Origin of the sequence: Rhizobium sp. 25PS6 (genome assembly GCF_032464655.1) — a bacterium.
GTDB lineage: Bacteria > Pseudomonadota > Alphaproteobacteria > Rhizobiales > Rhizobiaceae > Rhizobium > Rhizobium laguerreae.
This window is the reverse complement of sequence record NZ_JAWDIV010000003.1, coordinates 169,557-183,717: the sequence shown is the minus strand read 5'-3', so window position 1 is coordinate 183,717 and position 14,161 is coordinate 169,557. Positions and strand designations below refer to the sequence as shown.

The 14,161-nt window shown below is 60.3% G+C and carries 15 protein-coding genes; 5 read left to right on the top strand and 10 right to left on the bottom strand.

Annotated features, from left to right (window positions below; translation table 11 throughout):
- Window positions 1-100: 100 nt before the first annotated feature.
- From RWK44_RS05585 to RWK44_RS05565, 5 genes are all read right to left on the bottom strand, one after another.
- Window positions 101-1,207, bottom strand: coding sequence for a substrate-binding domain-containing protein (locus RWK44_RS05585; RefSeq protein WP_316028512.1), 1,107 nt, complete (start codon window positions 1,205-1,207; stop codon window positions 101-103).
- Window positions 1,207-1,824 (bottom strand): 5-bromo-4-chloroindolyl phosphate hydrolysis family protein, encoded by a 618-nt coding sequence (locus RWK44_RS05580; protein ID WP_316028511.1) that lies wholly within the window; start codon window positions 1,822-1,824, stop codon window positions 1,207-1,209. Before RWK44_RS05580 ends, RWK44_RS05585 begins: the two co-directional genes overlap by 1 nt.
- 7 nt (window positions 1,825-1,831) lie before the next feature.
- The gene (locus RWK44_RS05575) at window positions 1,832-3,400 is read right to left on the bottom strand and encodes a substrate-binding domain-containing protein (protein WP_168281965.1); all 1,569 of its coding nucleotides are present in this window, start codon (window positions 3,398-3,400) and stop codon (window positions 1,832-1,834) included.
- A 14-nt stretch (window positions 3,401-3,414) separates the two neighbouring features.
- Window positions 3,415-4,491 carry a toxic anion resistance protein gene (locus tag RWK44_RS05570; protein WP_316028510.1) on the bottom strand — a complete coding sequence of 359 codons (1,077 nt, stop codon included), beginning with the start codon at window positions 4,489-4,491 and terminating at the stop codon, window positions 3,415-3,417.
- 190 nt (window positions 4,492-4,681) lie between these two features.
- The gene (locus tag RWK44_RS05565; RefSeq protein ID WP_131663936.1) at window positions 4,682-5,518 is read right to left on the bottom strand and encodes a cell envelope integrity EipB family protein; all 837 of its coding nucleotides are present in this window, start codon (window positions 5,516-5,518) and stop codon (window positions 4,682-4,684) included.
- Between the two features lie 136 nt (window positions 5,519-5,654).
- Here RWK44_RS05565 and RWK44_RS05560 point away from each other — a divergent pair, with 136 nt between their 5' ends.
- From RWK44_RS05560 to RWK44_RS05540, 5 genes are all read left to right on the top strand, one after another.
- Entirely contained in the window at window positions 5,655-6,125 is a 471-nt protein-coding gene (locus RWK44_RS05560; RefSeq protein WP_131663935.1) for a RidA family protein, read from the top strand.
- Entirely contained in the window at window positions 6,122-6,841 is a 720-nt protein-coding gene (locus RWK44_RS05555) for a glycerophosphodiester phosphodiesterase (protein WP_222061596.1), read from the top strand. The genes RWK44_RS05560 and RWK44_RS05555 overlap by 4 nt, the downstream gene beginning before the upstream one ends.
- A 179-nt stretch (window positions 6,842-7,020) precedes the next feature.
- The gene (locus tag RWK44_RS05550; protein WP_168256466.1) at window positions 7,021-8,211 is read left to right on the top strand and encodes a GNAT family N-acetyltransferase; all 1,191 of its coding nucleotides are present in this window, start codon (window positions 7,021-7,023) and stop codon (window positions 8,209-8,211) included.
- 55 nt (window positions 8,212-8,266) lie between these two features.
- Entirely contained in the window at window positions 8,267-8,698 is a 432-nt protein-coding gene (locus RWK44_RS05545; protein ID WP_316028509.1) for an HIT family protein, read from the top strand.
- Between the two features lie 57 nt (window positions 8,699-8,755).
- Window positions 8,756-9,046, top strand: a complete 291-nt coding sequence (locus RWK44_RS05540; RefSeq protein ID WP_077981119.1) for a Dabb family protein — start codon at window positions 8,756-8,758, stop codon at window positions 9,044-9,046.
- 71 nt (window positions 9,047-9,117) lie between these two features.
- Here the strand turns inward: RWK44_RS05540 and clpA are convergent, their stop codons facing one another.
- From clpA to cysE, 5 genes are all read right to left on the bottom strand, one after another.
- Window positions 9,118-11,610, bottom strand: a complete 2,493-nt coding sequence (gene clpA, locus RWK44_RS05535) for an ATP-dependent Clp protease ATP-binding subunit ClpA (protein WP_077981120.1) — start codon at window positions 11,608-11,610, stop codon at window positions 9,118-9,120.
- 10 nt (window positions 11,611-11,620) lie between these two features.
- A complete protein-coding gene (gene clpS, locus RWK44_RS05530) occupies window positions 11,621-11,971 on the bottom strand; it encodes an ATP-dependent Clp protease adapter ClpS (protein WP_017988219.1) in 351 nt (116 codons plus the stop codon).
- A gap of 276 nt (window positions 11,972-12,247) precedes the next feature.
- Complete coding sequence (locus RWK44_RS05525) at window positions 12,248-12,619, bottom strand: phasin family protein (RefSeq protein ID WP_077981121.1); 372 nt, start codon at window positions 12,617-12,619, stop codon at window positions 12,248-12,250.
- Between the two features lie 272 nt (window positions 12,620-12,891).
- On the bottom strand, window positions 12,892-13,095 hold the full coding sequence (locus tag RWK44_RS05520; protein WP_003539277.1) for a DUF3126 family protein: 204 nt from the start codon (window positions 13,093-13,095) through the stop codon (window positions 12,892-12,894).
- A 140-nt stretch (window positions 13,096-13,235) separates the two neighbouring features.
- The gene (gene cysE, locus RWK44_RS05515) at window positions 13,236-14,069 is read right to left on the bottom strand and encodes a serine O-acetyltransferase (protein ID WP_003539276.1); all 834 of its coding nucleotides are present in this window, start codon (window positions 14,067-14,069) and stop codon (window positions 13,236-13,238) included.
- Window positions 14,070-14,161 lie beyond the last annotated feature (92 nt).

Here is a 14,161-nt window from a genome sequence, read left to right as displayed (position 1 = left end):
GATTTCTCCCGGACGATCCCATGCCTTACGTGTGGAATGCCGGTGCCCATACATTCGATTTGGCGCAAAAGCAAGGCTTATGCCGAAAAAACCTGGCGGCTCAGCTTGCCAGCGTCGGCAGCAGCGACAGCATGACGCCTGCGTCGGGCATCGGCAGGATGGCATCGACCTCGGCTGGCAGCAGGGTGCCGATCGCGCCGTCGGCGTTGCCGGTGGCGGTCCCCAGCGGACCGCGGAAGCCGTGTCTCGTCCAGGCAAGCTCCTGGAGCTTCGGGCTCACCAGCGCTTCGATCAGTCGGTTGGCATTCTCATCGACGACGATCAGCGGATGCGCGGAAAAGACGGTCGGGCGCGGATAGAGCACCACCGGCTTAGCGCCGGCGCCCGTCTTGATGCGCTCCCAGCGCTGGGGATCGGCGAGGATCCATTCGACCAGCTGATTTTCATAGCCGACAATCATCGGCTCGCCGCCGAGGCCGCCTGCGAGATACTGGTCGAAAAGTTTGCCTGAGGACGGCGACTTGAAGCCCATGTTGCGGAAGATCGCCTGCACCTTGCCGCCAAAGGTGGCGAGATCGCCGGATGTCGCGACATTGCCGCTGAACAGGCTGAGCACCAGGCCTGCGAACATGAAGCCGGAATTGGAGCGGTTGGGATCGGTCGAGACGATGCGGGCGCGGCCGTAGAGCGAATTGACGCCGAGCTTCGACCAGTCGGATCCGGCCAGGATCGCATCCAGCAAAGCCTTGAGGTCGAGCTGATGATGGCCTTCGTTCGTCACCGTCACCAATCCCGCTTTCATCAGTCCATCGACGACGGGCTGCCAGGAATAGACGACGATCGGCGTGTTCAGCACAACGCGGTCGTTACGGATAGAAATGCCGTTCTGCCGGGCGATATCGACCATGATTGAGGAGGACGGCCAGAGGAATTGCGGATGCTGCGACAGCAGCGCCTGTTCGCGGACCATTTCGACGGAGCCCGCGACGCGGCTGCCCACCGTCAATCCATATCCGCCAAGCGCCCTGATGACGTCGGGGTCGGCCAGGAAGGCTTCCTTCTCGCCGCCGACGAAGCCGAACAGCGTCGTGCGGCTGCCGAGCAGGCCCTGCAATTCCGGCCGATCCCGGACGGCGAAATAACCGCCGGTGCCGACGACGCCGGCTCCGAGCAGTCCCACTCCAAAGGCACGACGAGAAAGGGCCATCAGTGTCCAATATCCTCTTTGAGCGATGCCTGGATGAGGCGCAGATCGGTGTCGAGCGTGCCGAGTTCCTCATCGACCAGGCTGTCGGCATAATGGACGAAGGCCTCTTCGAGCTTGACCAGCACGCCGCGCACCTCCTCCAGCTGCTTGGGGTCGGGAACACGCTTGGCCTCGATGACGGCAAATCCCTCCGCCACCTCGGCAGCTCGCGGCAGATAATAGGAGAGGAACCGCCGCACGGCATTGGCACTCTCGGGCTTGGCTTCAACCTTGCGAAAGACATCGGCGGCGATTTCGGCGAGATGCCGGACTGCGGCTGCCGTCTGACGATCGCTTATCGTGCCGGCGGCCGTCTCCAGCCTCTGCGCAAAGGGACCGGCGGCCTCCAGCAGGTCGCGGGCAAAGGCGACGCGTCCGCTGCCGATGCTCTTGGTATCGAGGCCTTCGAACAGCCGGCGCGGCGCGAGCAGGATGATGAGGCCGGCAAAGACCAGAAGGGCGATGATGGCGGCGATCCAGAAGGGCATGCCGGCGGCAAAGCTCAAGAGCGGCACGGTGATTGCCGCAGCCAGTCCCGCCACGATCCAGTTGCCGTCATTGCCGAGCCAGTTGCGCATGCCTGTCCTAATTGTAGCCTCGCGCTGTGCGGAAGGCGGTGGCGAGATCCGAGCCGCCGTCGAACACGCGCGCCGAGGTCAGCTTGGCGAGGCTGTCGAGCTGGGTCTTGTCGGCATCGCCGAATGTGATGCCGAAGATCGGCACATGCGGCTCCATCGCCTTCCAATCTCTGGTGAAGGCCTGGCTTTGATCATCTGACTTGCCGTCGGTCATGATGACGATGGCAGGCAGATAAGTCGAGAGCCTGTCGGTTCGGGCAATCTGCTGCAGAGCCCGTTCGGCGCAGGCATACATGTTCGTGCCGCCATTGGCCTTCTGCCGGGAAATCTCGTTCAGCAGCCCTTCCTGCTCCAGCGGATTTCCACTCGCCATGAACGTGTTGCGTACGCTGCCGTCGAAGGGAATGACGATGATCTGGTCGGCGGGCGACCATTGCACCAGCACTTTGCTCGCCTCGTCTGGCGTCAACAGGAAGCGCATCGCCTTCTGCAGCTGATCCTCGCCGTCACCTTGCATCGAACCGGAAAAATCGAGGCAGAGCGCGGTCAGGGACGGTTTGCGCAGCGCGGCCTGATAAAGGTTGAGCGCCTGGCGGATGACGCCCGCCTCCGGCATGCGGATTGCCGTCACCAGCCGGGCGGGATCGAAATTCCAGCTTGGCTCCGGTTTTGCGGCTACGCCGGTCAACGGAATGCGCCGGCCGGTATCGGCGATGCGCTGTTGCACCGGGGCGGAGCTCAGATAGGCGAGCAGATCGTTGAAGAAGGTCTGGACTTCGGGCCCACGGCCATGATCGACGAGACCGATCGGCGAATCCGCCATGGCCACACCATCAGCCGGATAGATCGCATAAAGCGGTTCCTGAGACAGGGCGGCGAGCTTGTCGTTGGTTTCCTTCAGCACCGCCTCGTAATTCCACATCGCGTCATAGATCGTACCCTTGCCGGCGGATTCGACATAGAGATCGGCAAGCCAGCCGGAAGAGCCGGAAGAGCGCACGACACCTGACAGCAATGACCGGACGCTCTCCTGGACGTGTCTGTCGTCGAGATCGCCGGGTTCGATCACCGGCTTGTTGCCAAGCGCGCTCGACAGCATGGCAAGATAGGCGCTGGCGCCCGAGTTGGATTGCGTCGCCGAGGTCATCAGGAACTTCAGCGATCCGCCCTCGACCGCAGCGAGAATGTCCTTCATGAAGACGTCCTTGCCGATCCAGCCGAGCTGCTCGGCCTTCGACTTGCGCACGCCCAGTACCACCGGCGTCTGGGCGATCGAGGTCAGGCTCTTGACGCGGCGCTTAGTGTCGAACATGTCGACCCAGACGCTGGAGGCCGGCCAGACCGCATCCTGCTCGACGCCCTGGTCACTCTGCAGCGCCAGGCCGATATCGAGCGTCCCTTCATATTTGAAGGTGCAGGTGGCGTTCTTCTGCTTGCAGAATTCTTCAACGATCGGCTGCAGAACGGTGTTCTCCGATCCCGATACGACCGAGAAATCCGGTCCCTGGCCAAAGGGATTGCAGCCGGCAAGAGGCAGAACGGCAAGACATGCCAGGCCTGAAAGCAGTGCTCGCATCGTCATCTTGCCGATCACGCCTGGGTCATCGCCTTCTTGAGTTCGATCGTCATCTGCTCCATTTGCTGTTCGGCAAGCACCCGCTTCCGGCGCCCCTCCTCCTGAACCTGCAGCACGCCTGATATCGTATCGATCAGATCCCTGTTCGCCTTGGCGAGCGTGTCGATATCGACGATGCCGCGCTGCGACTGCTGCTCGATTGATATCGCCTGGTCTTTCATCATCTCGGATGCCTGGCGGATCATGTTGTTGGTGGCGTCGGTCACCGCCTTCTGCAGGTCGAGCGCCGATTTCTGCCGCGTCAGGCCGAGCAGGATCACCATCTTCTGCTTCCAGGCCGGCACCGTCAGCGCCGAAGTCGCCTGCAGATTCTCGATCAGCGTCTCATCGCCCGCCTGAACGATGCGGATCTGCGGCAATTGCTGGATGCCGAGCTGGCGTGCCTGCTGCAGGTAGAACACCCGCTTTTCCAGCCGGTCGAGCGCCTGCAGGCTGTCCTGATAGGTCTGTGCCTCCAGCATGCCGCCGCCGGGGCCGGTCGCTGCCGCCTCGGCTTGCGCCTTCAGCCTCGGCAGCTCGACGCTGCGAAAACGCTCGGCGAAAGTCTTGCCGGCCTGAACATAGGCCTCGAGCCGCATGATCGATTGCCTGGTTTCCTCATGCAGGTCGTCGAGCAGCGCAATGTCGCGCCTCAGCGTATCCTTATGGCGGTCGAGTTCCAGGCCGATCCGGTCGATCTGGCCGGCCACGTCTTCGAACTCCGCCTTGAAGCGTTCGAGCCGGGCCTTGGCCGAGAGAAACATACGGCTGAGGAAACCCTTATCCTTCAGCGATGCCGGATCGAGGCTTTTCGATTTGAGGATGATGTCGGTCAGCAGGCGGCCGACATCGCCGAGGTCCTTGTTGCGGACTTCGCGCAGGATCCTGTCGGCATAATCGCTGACCGCCTGCTGGGCACGGTCGCCATAGACCGAGATGCCGGCACGGTCGGTGATGTTGATGCTATCGGAAATGCGGGCAATTTCCGCCGGATCGGCGACAACAACCGGCAGGGCGGCATTCTGAACAGTCGCGAGATCGGTGTCGGCCATGGTTCGGGCTTTCAAGCTTGCGATGCGTAATGGCTACGCAGTCTAGCAGATAGACGTCATCGCAATGGCTTGGCCGCCAGGATCGCACCGACCCGAAAAGCAGGACGACAGACGGCGACTCAGTCATCGCTGATCGCCGAACCATAGTGAATTTTATGATACAGTTTTATGACAGGCGAGACCCCGTCGCCTACTTGCAAACCTCGGCCTTGCGGTCGAGCAATTCCAGCTTGGCGAGCTTGCCGGTCAGGACGAAATCGCCATAATCCATCGTCAGGTCGCGGGTGATGCCGTTCTCATAGAGCTTGAAGGACATGCGGTAGACCGGCACAGCATCCGATTTCGCATTCTCGTTAAAATAGGCGATCGTCACCGGCCAGAAGGCAGTCTTGGAAAAGGCGCCGGCATTGCCGGCATCGGCTTCCTCGGCGATCGGCGTCTGCTGCTTGCCGACGATCGTCGTCGTCGCCAGCGACTTGTCGCCGTCGTCTGAACCGTCGAAGACGCGCGCCTCGAAGAAGCGCTTGCCGTCCTTGGCGTGCTGGATCACATCGAGCATATGTTCTGTGGGAAAGCGGCTTTCTAACAGCTGCAGTTCGCGGCTCGCCGGCTGCTTGAGATCGACCTTGACACCATCGGGCTGGTCCTGAGCCGCACCGTTGACCTCCTTATCGAGCTGGTCGTCGGTGAAGGATTTGGTGTCGAAGGTGAACTTGCCGTCCTTCAGGTTCTCGAAGGTCTTGGTCTGCTGGTCGCTGACACGCACGCTGTCGTCGGTCTCGATCTGCGTCACGAAGCGGAAGTTGGTGGTGAAGCCCTGGCAGTAGCTGCCGTCGAACTCATAGACCATGCGACCGTACATGCCGGCGATGCCGGAGCGGTCCGAAGCGTCCTTCAGTTCCAGATCGTAGACCGCGCGATGGGCGACGAGGCCGGTCGCGATCGCAGCGCTAACCGCGGGCGCAGCCGCCCATGCATTGGCGGAAACGCTGGCGAGAAGCAGAGCGACAAGACTCGATCGGAACATTCATTAACTCCTGTTGGACTCGGTCGCGATGTTATAAGAACGCTTTCGGCCAAATCGAGGCTCGAAACTGTCATATTGAAGAATCTAGTCTTGATGCATAATTTTTGAAGAATTGACAACAAAAGCGGAGACGAAAATGCCCGATGAAATTGCGGCTCGCCTGATTGAGATGGGGATAACCCTTCCCGAAGCCGCAGCACCTGCTGCAAATTACGTTCCCTATGTCATCAGCGGCAATCTTCTCTACATCTCCGGCCAGCTGCCGCTCGAAGGCGGCAAGGTCACTGTCTCGGGCCATCTCGGCACGACAGTCGACGTTGCAACGGGTCAGCGCGGCGCCGAACTCTGCGCCATCAACATCCTTGCCCAAGCGAAGGCGGCACTTGGCGGCGATCTCGGCCGCATCCGGCGCGTTATCAAGCTCAACGGCTTCGTCGCCTCGGCGCCCGACTTCGTCGAGCAGCATCTCGTCATCAACGGCGCTTCGAACCTGATTGCCGGCGTGCTTGGCGAAGCCGGCAAACATGCGCGTGCCGCCGTCGGCATGGCGGCCCTGCCGCTGAATGCCGCCGTCGAGATAGACGCTATCATGGAAATCGCAAAATGACCAATGTTGCCTGGATCAGGGAACTGCCGGTCGCCCACCGCGGCTATCACGACCTCAACACGCATGTCTGGGAAAACACGCTTTCGGCCTTCTCGCGCGCTGTCGAAGCGGGCTTTGCAATCGAATGCGACCTGCACTACGCCTCCGACGGCGTGCCGGTCATCTTTCACGACGAGGACCTGCAGCGCCTGTGCAATCTCAACGGCGACATCCGCGAGCGCACCTCCCGGGAACTCGGACTGATCGCCGTTGGCGGCACGAGCGACAAGGTGCCGACGCTGCGCCAGCTTCTCGATCTCGTCGAAGGCAAGGTGCCACTGGTGCTGGAGCTCAAGGGGCGCGAGGCCGATGACGAAGGTTTCGCCGAAGCTGTGCTCGAGGTCCTCGAAGGCTATGAGGGCAAGGTGGCGCTGATGAGCTTCGACCACTGGCTGCTGCGCGACCTGAAGGCGCTTGGCTCACCCTACCCGCTCGGGCTGACCGCCAACGGCAACACGCCGGAAGAGTTCAAGACGCATGAAAAGGCGATCGAGATCGGTCTCGATTTCATCTCTTATTATTATGACGACCTGCCGAATGCCTTCATCACCGGCGAACGCGAAAAGGGGATTCCCGTCATCACCTGGACGGTGCGTGACGAAGAGGCGCGCCGACGCACATTCGCCAATGCAGACCAGATGACCTTCGAAGGCTTCGATCCGCGTGCGACTGCTTGACGCTCGCTTTTTGGCCAAGATCATGCGCAGACTGCTGCATAACTCCTTAAATCGGATCCATTTGAGGATAAATTATGCAGCAACTCAAAGCGTTACAGCGTCCTTTGCGCGTCTGAAAAGACGCGCGGCGCTGTAAGGCAGAGCCGAGACTATCCTCCCACAGGCTTCGCATTTGTCCCATGACTGATGAATTATCCATTCGCGTAGAACGCTCCTTCACCGCGATTTCCCCGGAGAGCTGGTCCAGGCTTTCCGGGGCGTCGAAGACCTGCACTGCGATTGCCTACAACCCTTTCGTTTCGCACGCCTTTTTATCGTCGCTGGAGGAATCCGGCTCCGCCGACGCCGAGACCGGATGGCTCGGCCACCATCTGCTGCTCGAGACCGGGCGCGGCGAACTGATCGGCGCCCTGCCCGGCTATCTCAAGAACCACAGCCAGGGCGAATATGTCTTCGACCATGGCTGGGCCGACGCATTCGAGCGGGCCGGCGGGCGTTATTATCCCAAACTTCAGTGCTCGATCCCGTTCACCCCGGCGACGGGCCCGCGGCTTCTTGTCACCGAAGGGCTGCAGCGACTGCCGATCCAGAGCGCGATCGCCGAAAGCCTGAAGGAGGTGGTGCGCCGGCTCGGCATCTCCTCGGCCCACATCACCTTCGTGCCGGACGAAGAGATCGGCGTCTTCGAGATGGACGGCTATCTGCACCGCACCGACCAGCAGTTCCATTTCATCAATGACGGCTATGCCAATCACGAGGAATTTCTCGAAACGCTTGCCTCGCGTAAACGCAAGGCATTGCGCAAGGAGCGCCGCGCCGCCCTCGAAAACGGTATCAGCATCGACTGGCTGACCGGCCGCGACCTGACGGAACGCATCTGGGATCAATTCTTCAAGTTCTACATGGATACTGGCGGGCGCAAGTGGGGCCGGCCTTACCTCACCCGTAAGTTCTACTCGCTGATCGGCGAACGCATGGCCGACGATATCCTGCTCGTCATGGCCAAACGCGACGGGCGCTATATCGCCGGCGCGATCAACTTCATCGGCGGCGATACACTCTACGGCCGTCACTGGGGCTGCATCGAGGATCATCCCTTCCTGCATTTCGAGGTCTGCTATCATCAGGCGATCGACTTCGCCCTTTCGAAAGGGCTGAAACGTGTCGAGGCCGGCGCCCAGGGCGAACACAAGCTCGCCCGCGGTTACCTGCCGGTGACGACACATTCCGCCCATTATGTCGCGCATGCCGGCCTTCGCCGGGCGATCGGCGACTATCTCGCGCGCGAGCGCGCCGATGTCGAACAGATGAGCGAGTTGCTGACCGAGCACAGCCCTTTCCGCAAGGGCGAGCGTCAGCAGGAGGATTGACGCCGCCGCACCGGCCGCGCTACCCGAATAATCTGGAAACGAGGAGATTTTCGCGATGACCAACCCCGCCGCTTATGACGACAACAACATCTTCGCCAAGATCCTCCGCGGCGAAATCCCCTCGCACCGCGTCTACGAGGACGAGCATACCGTGGCCATCATGGATGTGATGCCGCAGGCGCCGGGCCACGTGCTCGTCCTTCCGAAGGCGGCGTCGCGCAATATCCTCGATGCCGATCCAGCCACCCTCACCCAGGCGATCACCGTGGTCCAGAAGATCGCCAAGGCGGTCAAGGACGTCTTCGACGCCGATGGCGTGTTCGTCGCCCAGTTCAACGAGCCGGCGGCCGGGCAAACGGTATTCCATCTGCATTTCCATGTCATCCCGCGGCATGAAGGCATGGCCCTCAAGCCGCATTCCGGCAAGATGGAGGACGGCGCCGTGCTTGCCGGCAATGCCGAAAAGATCAGAGCAGCGCTGGGGTAAGGTCAACCCCTGTCGATTTGAGAGAATTCAATCCAGACAATTATTTGGAACAAGATCATGATCCGCCATACTGTCGCATTCCGCCTGAAGCACGAAGCCGGCTCGGCTGAAGAAACGTCGTTCCTCTCCGACGCGCTGGTGCTTGCCAAGATCCCGAGCGTGCGGAATTTCGAGCAGCTTCGGCAGACGAGTCCAAAGAATGCTTATGCCTTCGGCTTTTCGATGGAATTCGACGATCAGGCTGGCTACGACACGTACAACCTCCATCCCCTGCATGTCGCCTTCGTCCGCGACCGCTGGGTGCCCGAGGTCGCCGATTTTCTCGAGATCGACTACACCAAGCTCTGAAAGGGCGCATGTAGATCCGGACACGAAAAAGGCCGCAGTGACGCGGCCTTTTCCAATTCGGTGACGGTATCTTACTTCTTGCGTGGAACCTTCGGAACCGCGCTTCCCTTCTTCGGGGCTTCGCGGACCTCAGGCTCGGCCTGCGGCACCGCTTTGGCGCGGGTCTTGCGGGCCGCCTTCGTCTTCAGCTCGCCGTCATCCCCATCCTCGGCTTCGGGATGCACGACTTCGGCTTCGGGCTTCGGCTTGATCGGCGCCGTTTCCGAGATGGCTTCGAGCACGATGCCGGGCTTGCCGTCTTCCTTCGGGCCGACGGTGACATTGACGACGCCGCCCTTCTTCAGCTTGCCGAAGAGGATCTCGTTGGCAAGCGGCTTCTTGATCGTATCCTGAATGACGCGAGCAAGCGGGCGGGCGCCCATCTTCTCGTCGTAACCCTTTTCCGCCAGCCAGGCGATCGCATTCTCGTGCAGGTCGAAGGTGACGTTCCTTTCGGAAAGCTGGGCCTCCAGCTGCATGATGAACTTCTGTACGACCTTGTGGATGACGGCCGTCGGCAACGCCGCGAAAGGAATGATCGCGTCGAGACGGTTGCGGAATTCCGGCGTGAACAGGCGGGTCAGCGCCTCCTCGTCCTCGCCGGTGCGCTTGGACGAGCCGAAGCCGATCGCCGCCTTGGCCATTTCCGACGCACCCGCATTGGTCGTCATGATCAGGATGACGTTGCGGAAGTCGATCTTCTTGCCGTTATGGTCGGTCAGCGTGCCGTGGTCCATGACCTGCAAGAGGATATTGTAGATGTCGGGATGGGCCTTCTCGATTTCGTCGAGCAGGACCACGCAATGCGGGTGCTGGTCGACGCCATCGGTCAGAAGACCGCCCTGGTCGAAGCCGACATAGCCGGGAGGTGCACCGAGCAGACGCGAGACCGTGTGCCGCTCCATATATTCCGACATGTCGAAGCGCAGGAGTTCGACGCCGAGCGACGATGCCAGCTGCTTTGCCACTTCGGTCTTGCCGACGCCGGTCGGACCGGAGAAGACATAGGCGCCGATCGGCTTGTTCGGCTCGCGAAGACCGGCACGTGCCAGCTTGATCGAGGTCGAAAGAGCTTCGATCGCGATATCCTGGCCGTAGACCACAGAACGCAGTTCCTGCTCGAGATTGGCGAGCACCGCTTCATCGTCCTTGGAGACGGTCTTCGGCGGAATGCGCGCCATCGTGGCGACCGTTGCCTCGATCTCCTTTTCGGTAATCAGCTTGCGGCGCTTGGACGGCGGCAGCAGCATCTGGGCCGCACCGGTTTCGTCGATCACGTCGATCGCTTTGTCGGGCAGCTTGCGGTCGGAGATGTAGCGGGCCGACAATTCGACGGCCGACTTGATGGCATCATTCGAATAACGCAGGTGGTGATACTCTTCGAAATAGGGCTTCAGGCCCTTCATGATCTCGATCGCATCTTCGATCGACGGTTCGCTGACGTCGATCTTCTGGAAACGACGGACCAGCGCACGATCCTTCTCGAAGAACTGGCGGTATTCCTTGTAGGTGGTCGAACCGATGCAGCGAATCGCGCCCGATGATAGGGCCGGCTTCAGCAGGTTCGATGCATCCATCGCGCCGCCCGAGGTGGCGCCAGCGCCGATCACCGTGTGGATCTCGTCGATGAAGAGCACGGCGCCCGGATATTCTTCCAGTTCCTTGACGACCTGCTTCAGGCGCTCCTCAAAATCGCCGCGGTAGCGCGTGCCGGCGAGCAGCGTGCCCATGTCGAGCGAGAAGATCGTCGCATCGGCGAGGGCTTCGGGAACCTTGCCTTCGACGATGCGCTTGGCAAGGCCTTCGGCGATCGCCGTCTTGCCGACGCCGGGATCACCGACGTAGAGCGGATTGTTCTTCGAACGGCGGCACAGGATCTGGATGGTGCGGCTGACCTCGGCGTGACGGCCGATCAGCGGATCGATCTTGCCGCCCTTGGCCTTCTCGTTGAGATTGACGCAATAGGCCTTGAGCGCATCCTGCTGCTTCTTCGGGCCGCCCTCTTCCTCGCCGCCGCGCGCCGTCGGCTTGCTGCTTTCGGCTTCTTCCTCAGCGCCGCGCGGGGGACGCACATCCGAAGCGCCCGGCCGCTTGCCGATGCCGTGGGAGATATAGTTGACGGCATCGTAGCGGGTCATCTCCTGCTCCTGCAGGAAATAGGCGGCGTGGCTTTCGCGCTCGGCGAAGATGGCGACGAGCACGTTGGCGCCGGTCACCTCTTCGCGGCCAGACGATTGCACGTGGATGACGGCACGCTGGATGACGCGCTGGAAGCCGGAGGTCGGCTTCGAATCCTCGTCATAACCGGTGATCAGGTTGGAAAGTTCGTTATCGACATATTCGACGAGCGTCTTGCGCAAGGTGTCGAGATCGACATTGCAGGCACCCATGACCGCGGCCGCATCGGCATCGTCGATCAGGGCGAGCAGCAGATGCTCGAGCGTCGCATATTCGTGGTGCCGCTCGTTGGCAAAGGTCAGTGCCTGATGGAGCGCCTTCTCTAAACTAGGCGAAAATGTTGGCACGTTCAGATCCTCACTTCTTTTCCATGACGCATTGCAGCGGATGCTGGTGCTGCCGGGCGAAGTCCATCACCTGGCTGACCTTCGTTTCCGCTACCTCGTATGTGAATATTCCGCATTCGCCAACGCCGTGGTTATGGACATGAAGCATGATGCGGGTGGCACTTTCACGATCCTTCTGAAAAAAACGCTCCAGAATATGGATGACGAATTCCATGGGAGTGTAGTCGTCATTCAAAAGCAGCACCCGATAGAGGTTGGGCTTTTTGGTCTTCGGCTTGGTGCGTGTGATGACCGAGGTTCGATTTGCGTTGTCCCCGTTCCTTTCGCTGTCGTTCTGCATCCGGATCGGCTTTGCGATCATTGTCATTCATTCCTCAAGCAATCCGGCGGAGCATGGGAGGGTGCTTTTCCCGCCGAATATCTGAAACACTAACTTAGTTCATAATAGGCTGATTTTAAGCCCCCTGTCAGACACTGCAATCAAGAAATGGCCGGCATGCACGGGAAAGACCAAAAAAGTCCCTGGTCGATCCCATGCGGGCGCTGCAGCGAAAGCGGAAACAAAAAGACCGGCCACAGATGCGTAGCCGGTCCTCGTTTTTCAATATGTCGCGCAGGTTGCGCCGTCAAAATCAATTCATGCGGCAGCAGGCGTCGCCGACGGCGCCGACTTGGCGCTCTTGACGACGGCAGCGGCGATCGGTGCTTCATGGGGCTTGTAGGCTGATTTGGCGAGATCGGCATACATCTCACTGAGCTTCGTGGTCTCGGAGACAAAGCCTTCAAAATACGCCTTAACGTAGCTCGTCTGCAGCTCGAAAGCGGCCTCGAAGCTCTTGACGCCGGCTAGGGTTTCGAAATGCGTCACCGCGTCCTGAAAGGATTTCTTCGAATATTCCGTGGCTTCAGCGGCGATCGCCTGAAAGCCCTTGGTGGTGTCGGAATAGTTTTTCAGTGCCGTGTCGACGGCTTCCTTGCTCTTCTTGTTAGCATCGTCAAAGTTGAACATGAGCCATCCTCCGTTGGGCTGTTGGTGGCGGCAGGGTAGCTGCAACGCACAAATAGTCAAGTAGTCTTGTGCGTTGCAAAACGCCCAGGAGTTGCATGACAATCATATAACAAAGCCCACGCGTCGGGGCACGTACGTCTTTAATTGATTTTGCTAAAATATATCAGAATGCCGCAACCGGAAGTTTTGAACAAATTCTCGCGCCGAATCGAAAAAACAAAAAAGACCGAACGGATCGCGCCGTTCGGTCCCTTTGAAGCATTCGAGCGCGGTCAGAGATCGACGTCGAGGATCGCCATCGAAAAGTTGTAGGAGCGGTCGCCGTCCTCGTCATCAATATAGACGACACCCAGAAATTCTTCGCCGAGATAGACTTCCGCAGAATCATCCTTGCGCGGACGCGCCTTGACGATCATCTGCGGGTTGAACATGCGCTTGAAATAGGCGTCGAGCTTCTTGATTTCTTCTGGCTTCACTCTGTCATCTCCGTAAGCGGTCCTGATTGGCCGCTTCTTGCACAAGAAATGCAGCGGTGTAAAGGCAAGGTTGCCGTTTGCTCATGGCCCTCCCCGTTCGGATCCCGCCGACTTTTGCTATCCTTGTTTCCAATGGGCGCTCAGATATCGGCGCCGATCACCTGGTCCATGTTGCGCGACGGCTCGGAACAACCGGCCTCGCCGACGACCTTGGCCGGCACGCCCGCAACCGTCTTCTTGGGCGGCACCGCCTTCAGGACGACCGAGCCGGCGGCGACGCGTGAGCAGTAGCCGATCTCGATATTGCCGAGGATCTTCGCACCGGCGCCGATCATGACGCCGGAGCCGATCTTCGGATGGCGGTCAGCGCCCTCCTTGCCGGTACCGCCGAGTGTGACGCCGTGCAGGATCGAGACGTTGTCGCCGATGACGGCCGTCTCGCCGACGACAAGGCCGGTGGCGTGATCGAGGAAGATGCCCTTGCCGATACGGGCGGCCGGATTGATGTCGGTCTGGAAGACGCTGGAGGAGCGGCTCTGCAGATAAAGCGCAAAATCACGCCGGCCGCGGTTCAGCAGCCAATGGGCGAGACGATGCGTCTGCAGCGCGTGGAAGCCCTTGAAATAAAGCACCGCCTCCATGAAGCGCAGGCAGGCGGGATCGCGGTCGTAGATCGCCTGGATATCGACACGCAGGATGGAGCTCCAGTCCGGCCAATCGAGGAGCATTTCCTCGAAGGTCTGGCGAAGCAGGTTCGCCTGCATGTCGGGGTGATCGAGACGTTCGCAGATGCGGTGGATGACGCATTCCTCGAGCGAATGGTAGTTGATCACGGTCGAATAGAGGAAGGCGGCGAGAACCGGGTCCCGTTCGGCGGCGAGCCGGGCTTCCTCACGCAGGCTGTCCCAGATGGGATCCATCACCTTCAGCGGATGGCCTGTGTCAAAAGCACGAATGTCAGTCTTTGCGACCATCGCCGCTCTCCTCGTTGCCAGCCGGAATGCCGTTTTCGGAATGCCAATATATAGAGGAAAACGCCAATAACATAAATGGGTGCCGTCGCCAT

Excerpts from the sequence above, each read along its gene's own strand:
- RWK44_RS05585 (WP_316028512.1), bottom strand. The coding sequence starts at position 1,207 with ATGGCCCTTTCTCGTCGTGCCTTTGGAGTGGGACTGCTCGGAGCCGGC.
- RWK44_RS05580 (WP_316028511.1), bottom strand. The coding sequence starts at position 1,824 with ATGCGCAACTGGCTCGGCAATGACGGCAACTGGATCGTGGCGGGACTG.
- RWK44_RS05575 (WP_168281965.1), bottom strand. The coding sequence starts at position 3,400 with ATGCGAGCACTGCTTTCAGGCCTGGCATGTCTTGCCGTTCTGCCTCTT.
- RWK44_RS05570 (WP_316028510.1), bottom strand. The coding sequence starts at position 4,491 with ATGGCCGACACCGATCTCGCGACTGTTCAGAATGCCGCCCTGCCGGTT.
- RWK44_RS05565 (WP_131663936.1), bottom strand. The coding sequence starts at position 5,518 with ATGTTCCGATCGAGTCTTGTCGCTCTGCTTCTCGCCAGCGTTTCCGCC.
- RWK44_RS05560 (WP_131663935.1), top strand. The coding sequence starts at position 5,655 with ATGCCCGATGAAATTGCGGCTCGCCTGATTGAGATGGGGATAACCCTT.
- RWK44_RS05555 (WP_222061596.1), top strand. The coding sequence starts at position 6,122 with ATGACCAATGTTGCCTGGATCAGGGAACTGCCGGTCGCCCACCGCGGC.
- RWK44_RS05550 (WP_168256466.1), top strand. The coding sequence starts at position 7,021 with ATGACTGATGAATTATCCATTCGCGTAGAACGCTCCTTCACCGCGATT.
- RWK44_RS05545 (WP_316028509.1), top strand. The coding sequence starts at position 8,267 with ATGACCAACCCCGCCGCTTATGACGACAACAACATCTTCGCCAAGATC.
- RWK44_RS05540 (WP_077981119.1), top strand. The coding sequence starts at position 8,756 with ATGATCCGCCATACTGTCGCATTCCGCCTGAAGCACGAAGCCGGCTCG.
- clpS (WP_017988219.1), bottom strand. The coding sequence starts at position 11,971 with ATGATCGCAAAGCCGATCCGGATGCAGAACGACAGCGAAAGGAACGGG.
- RWK44_RS05525 (WP_077981121.1), bottom strand. The coding sequence starts at position 12,619 with ATGTTCAACTTTGACGATGCTAACAAGAAGAGCAAGGAAGCCGTCGAC.
- cysE (WP_003539276.1), bottom strand. The coding sequence starts at position 14,069 with ATGGTCGCAAAGACTGACATTCGTGCTTTTGACACAGGCCATCCGCTG.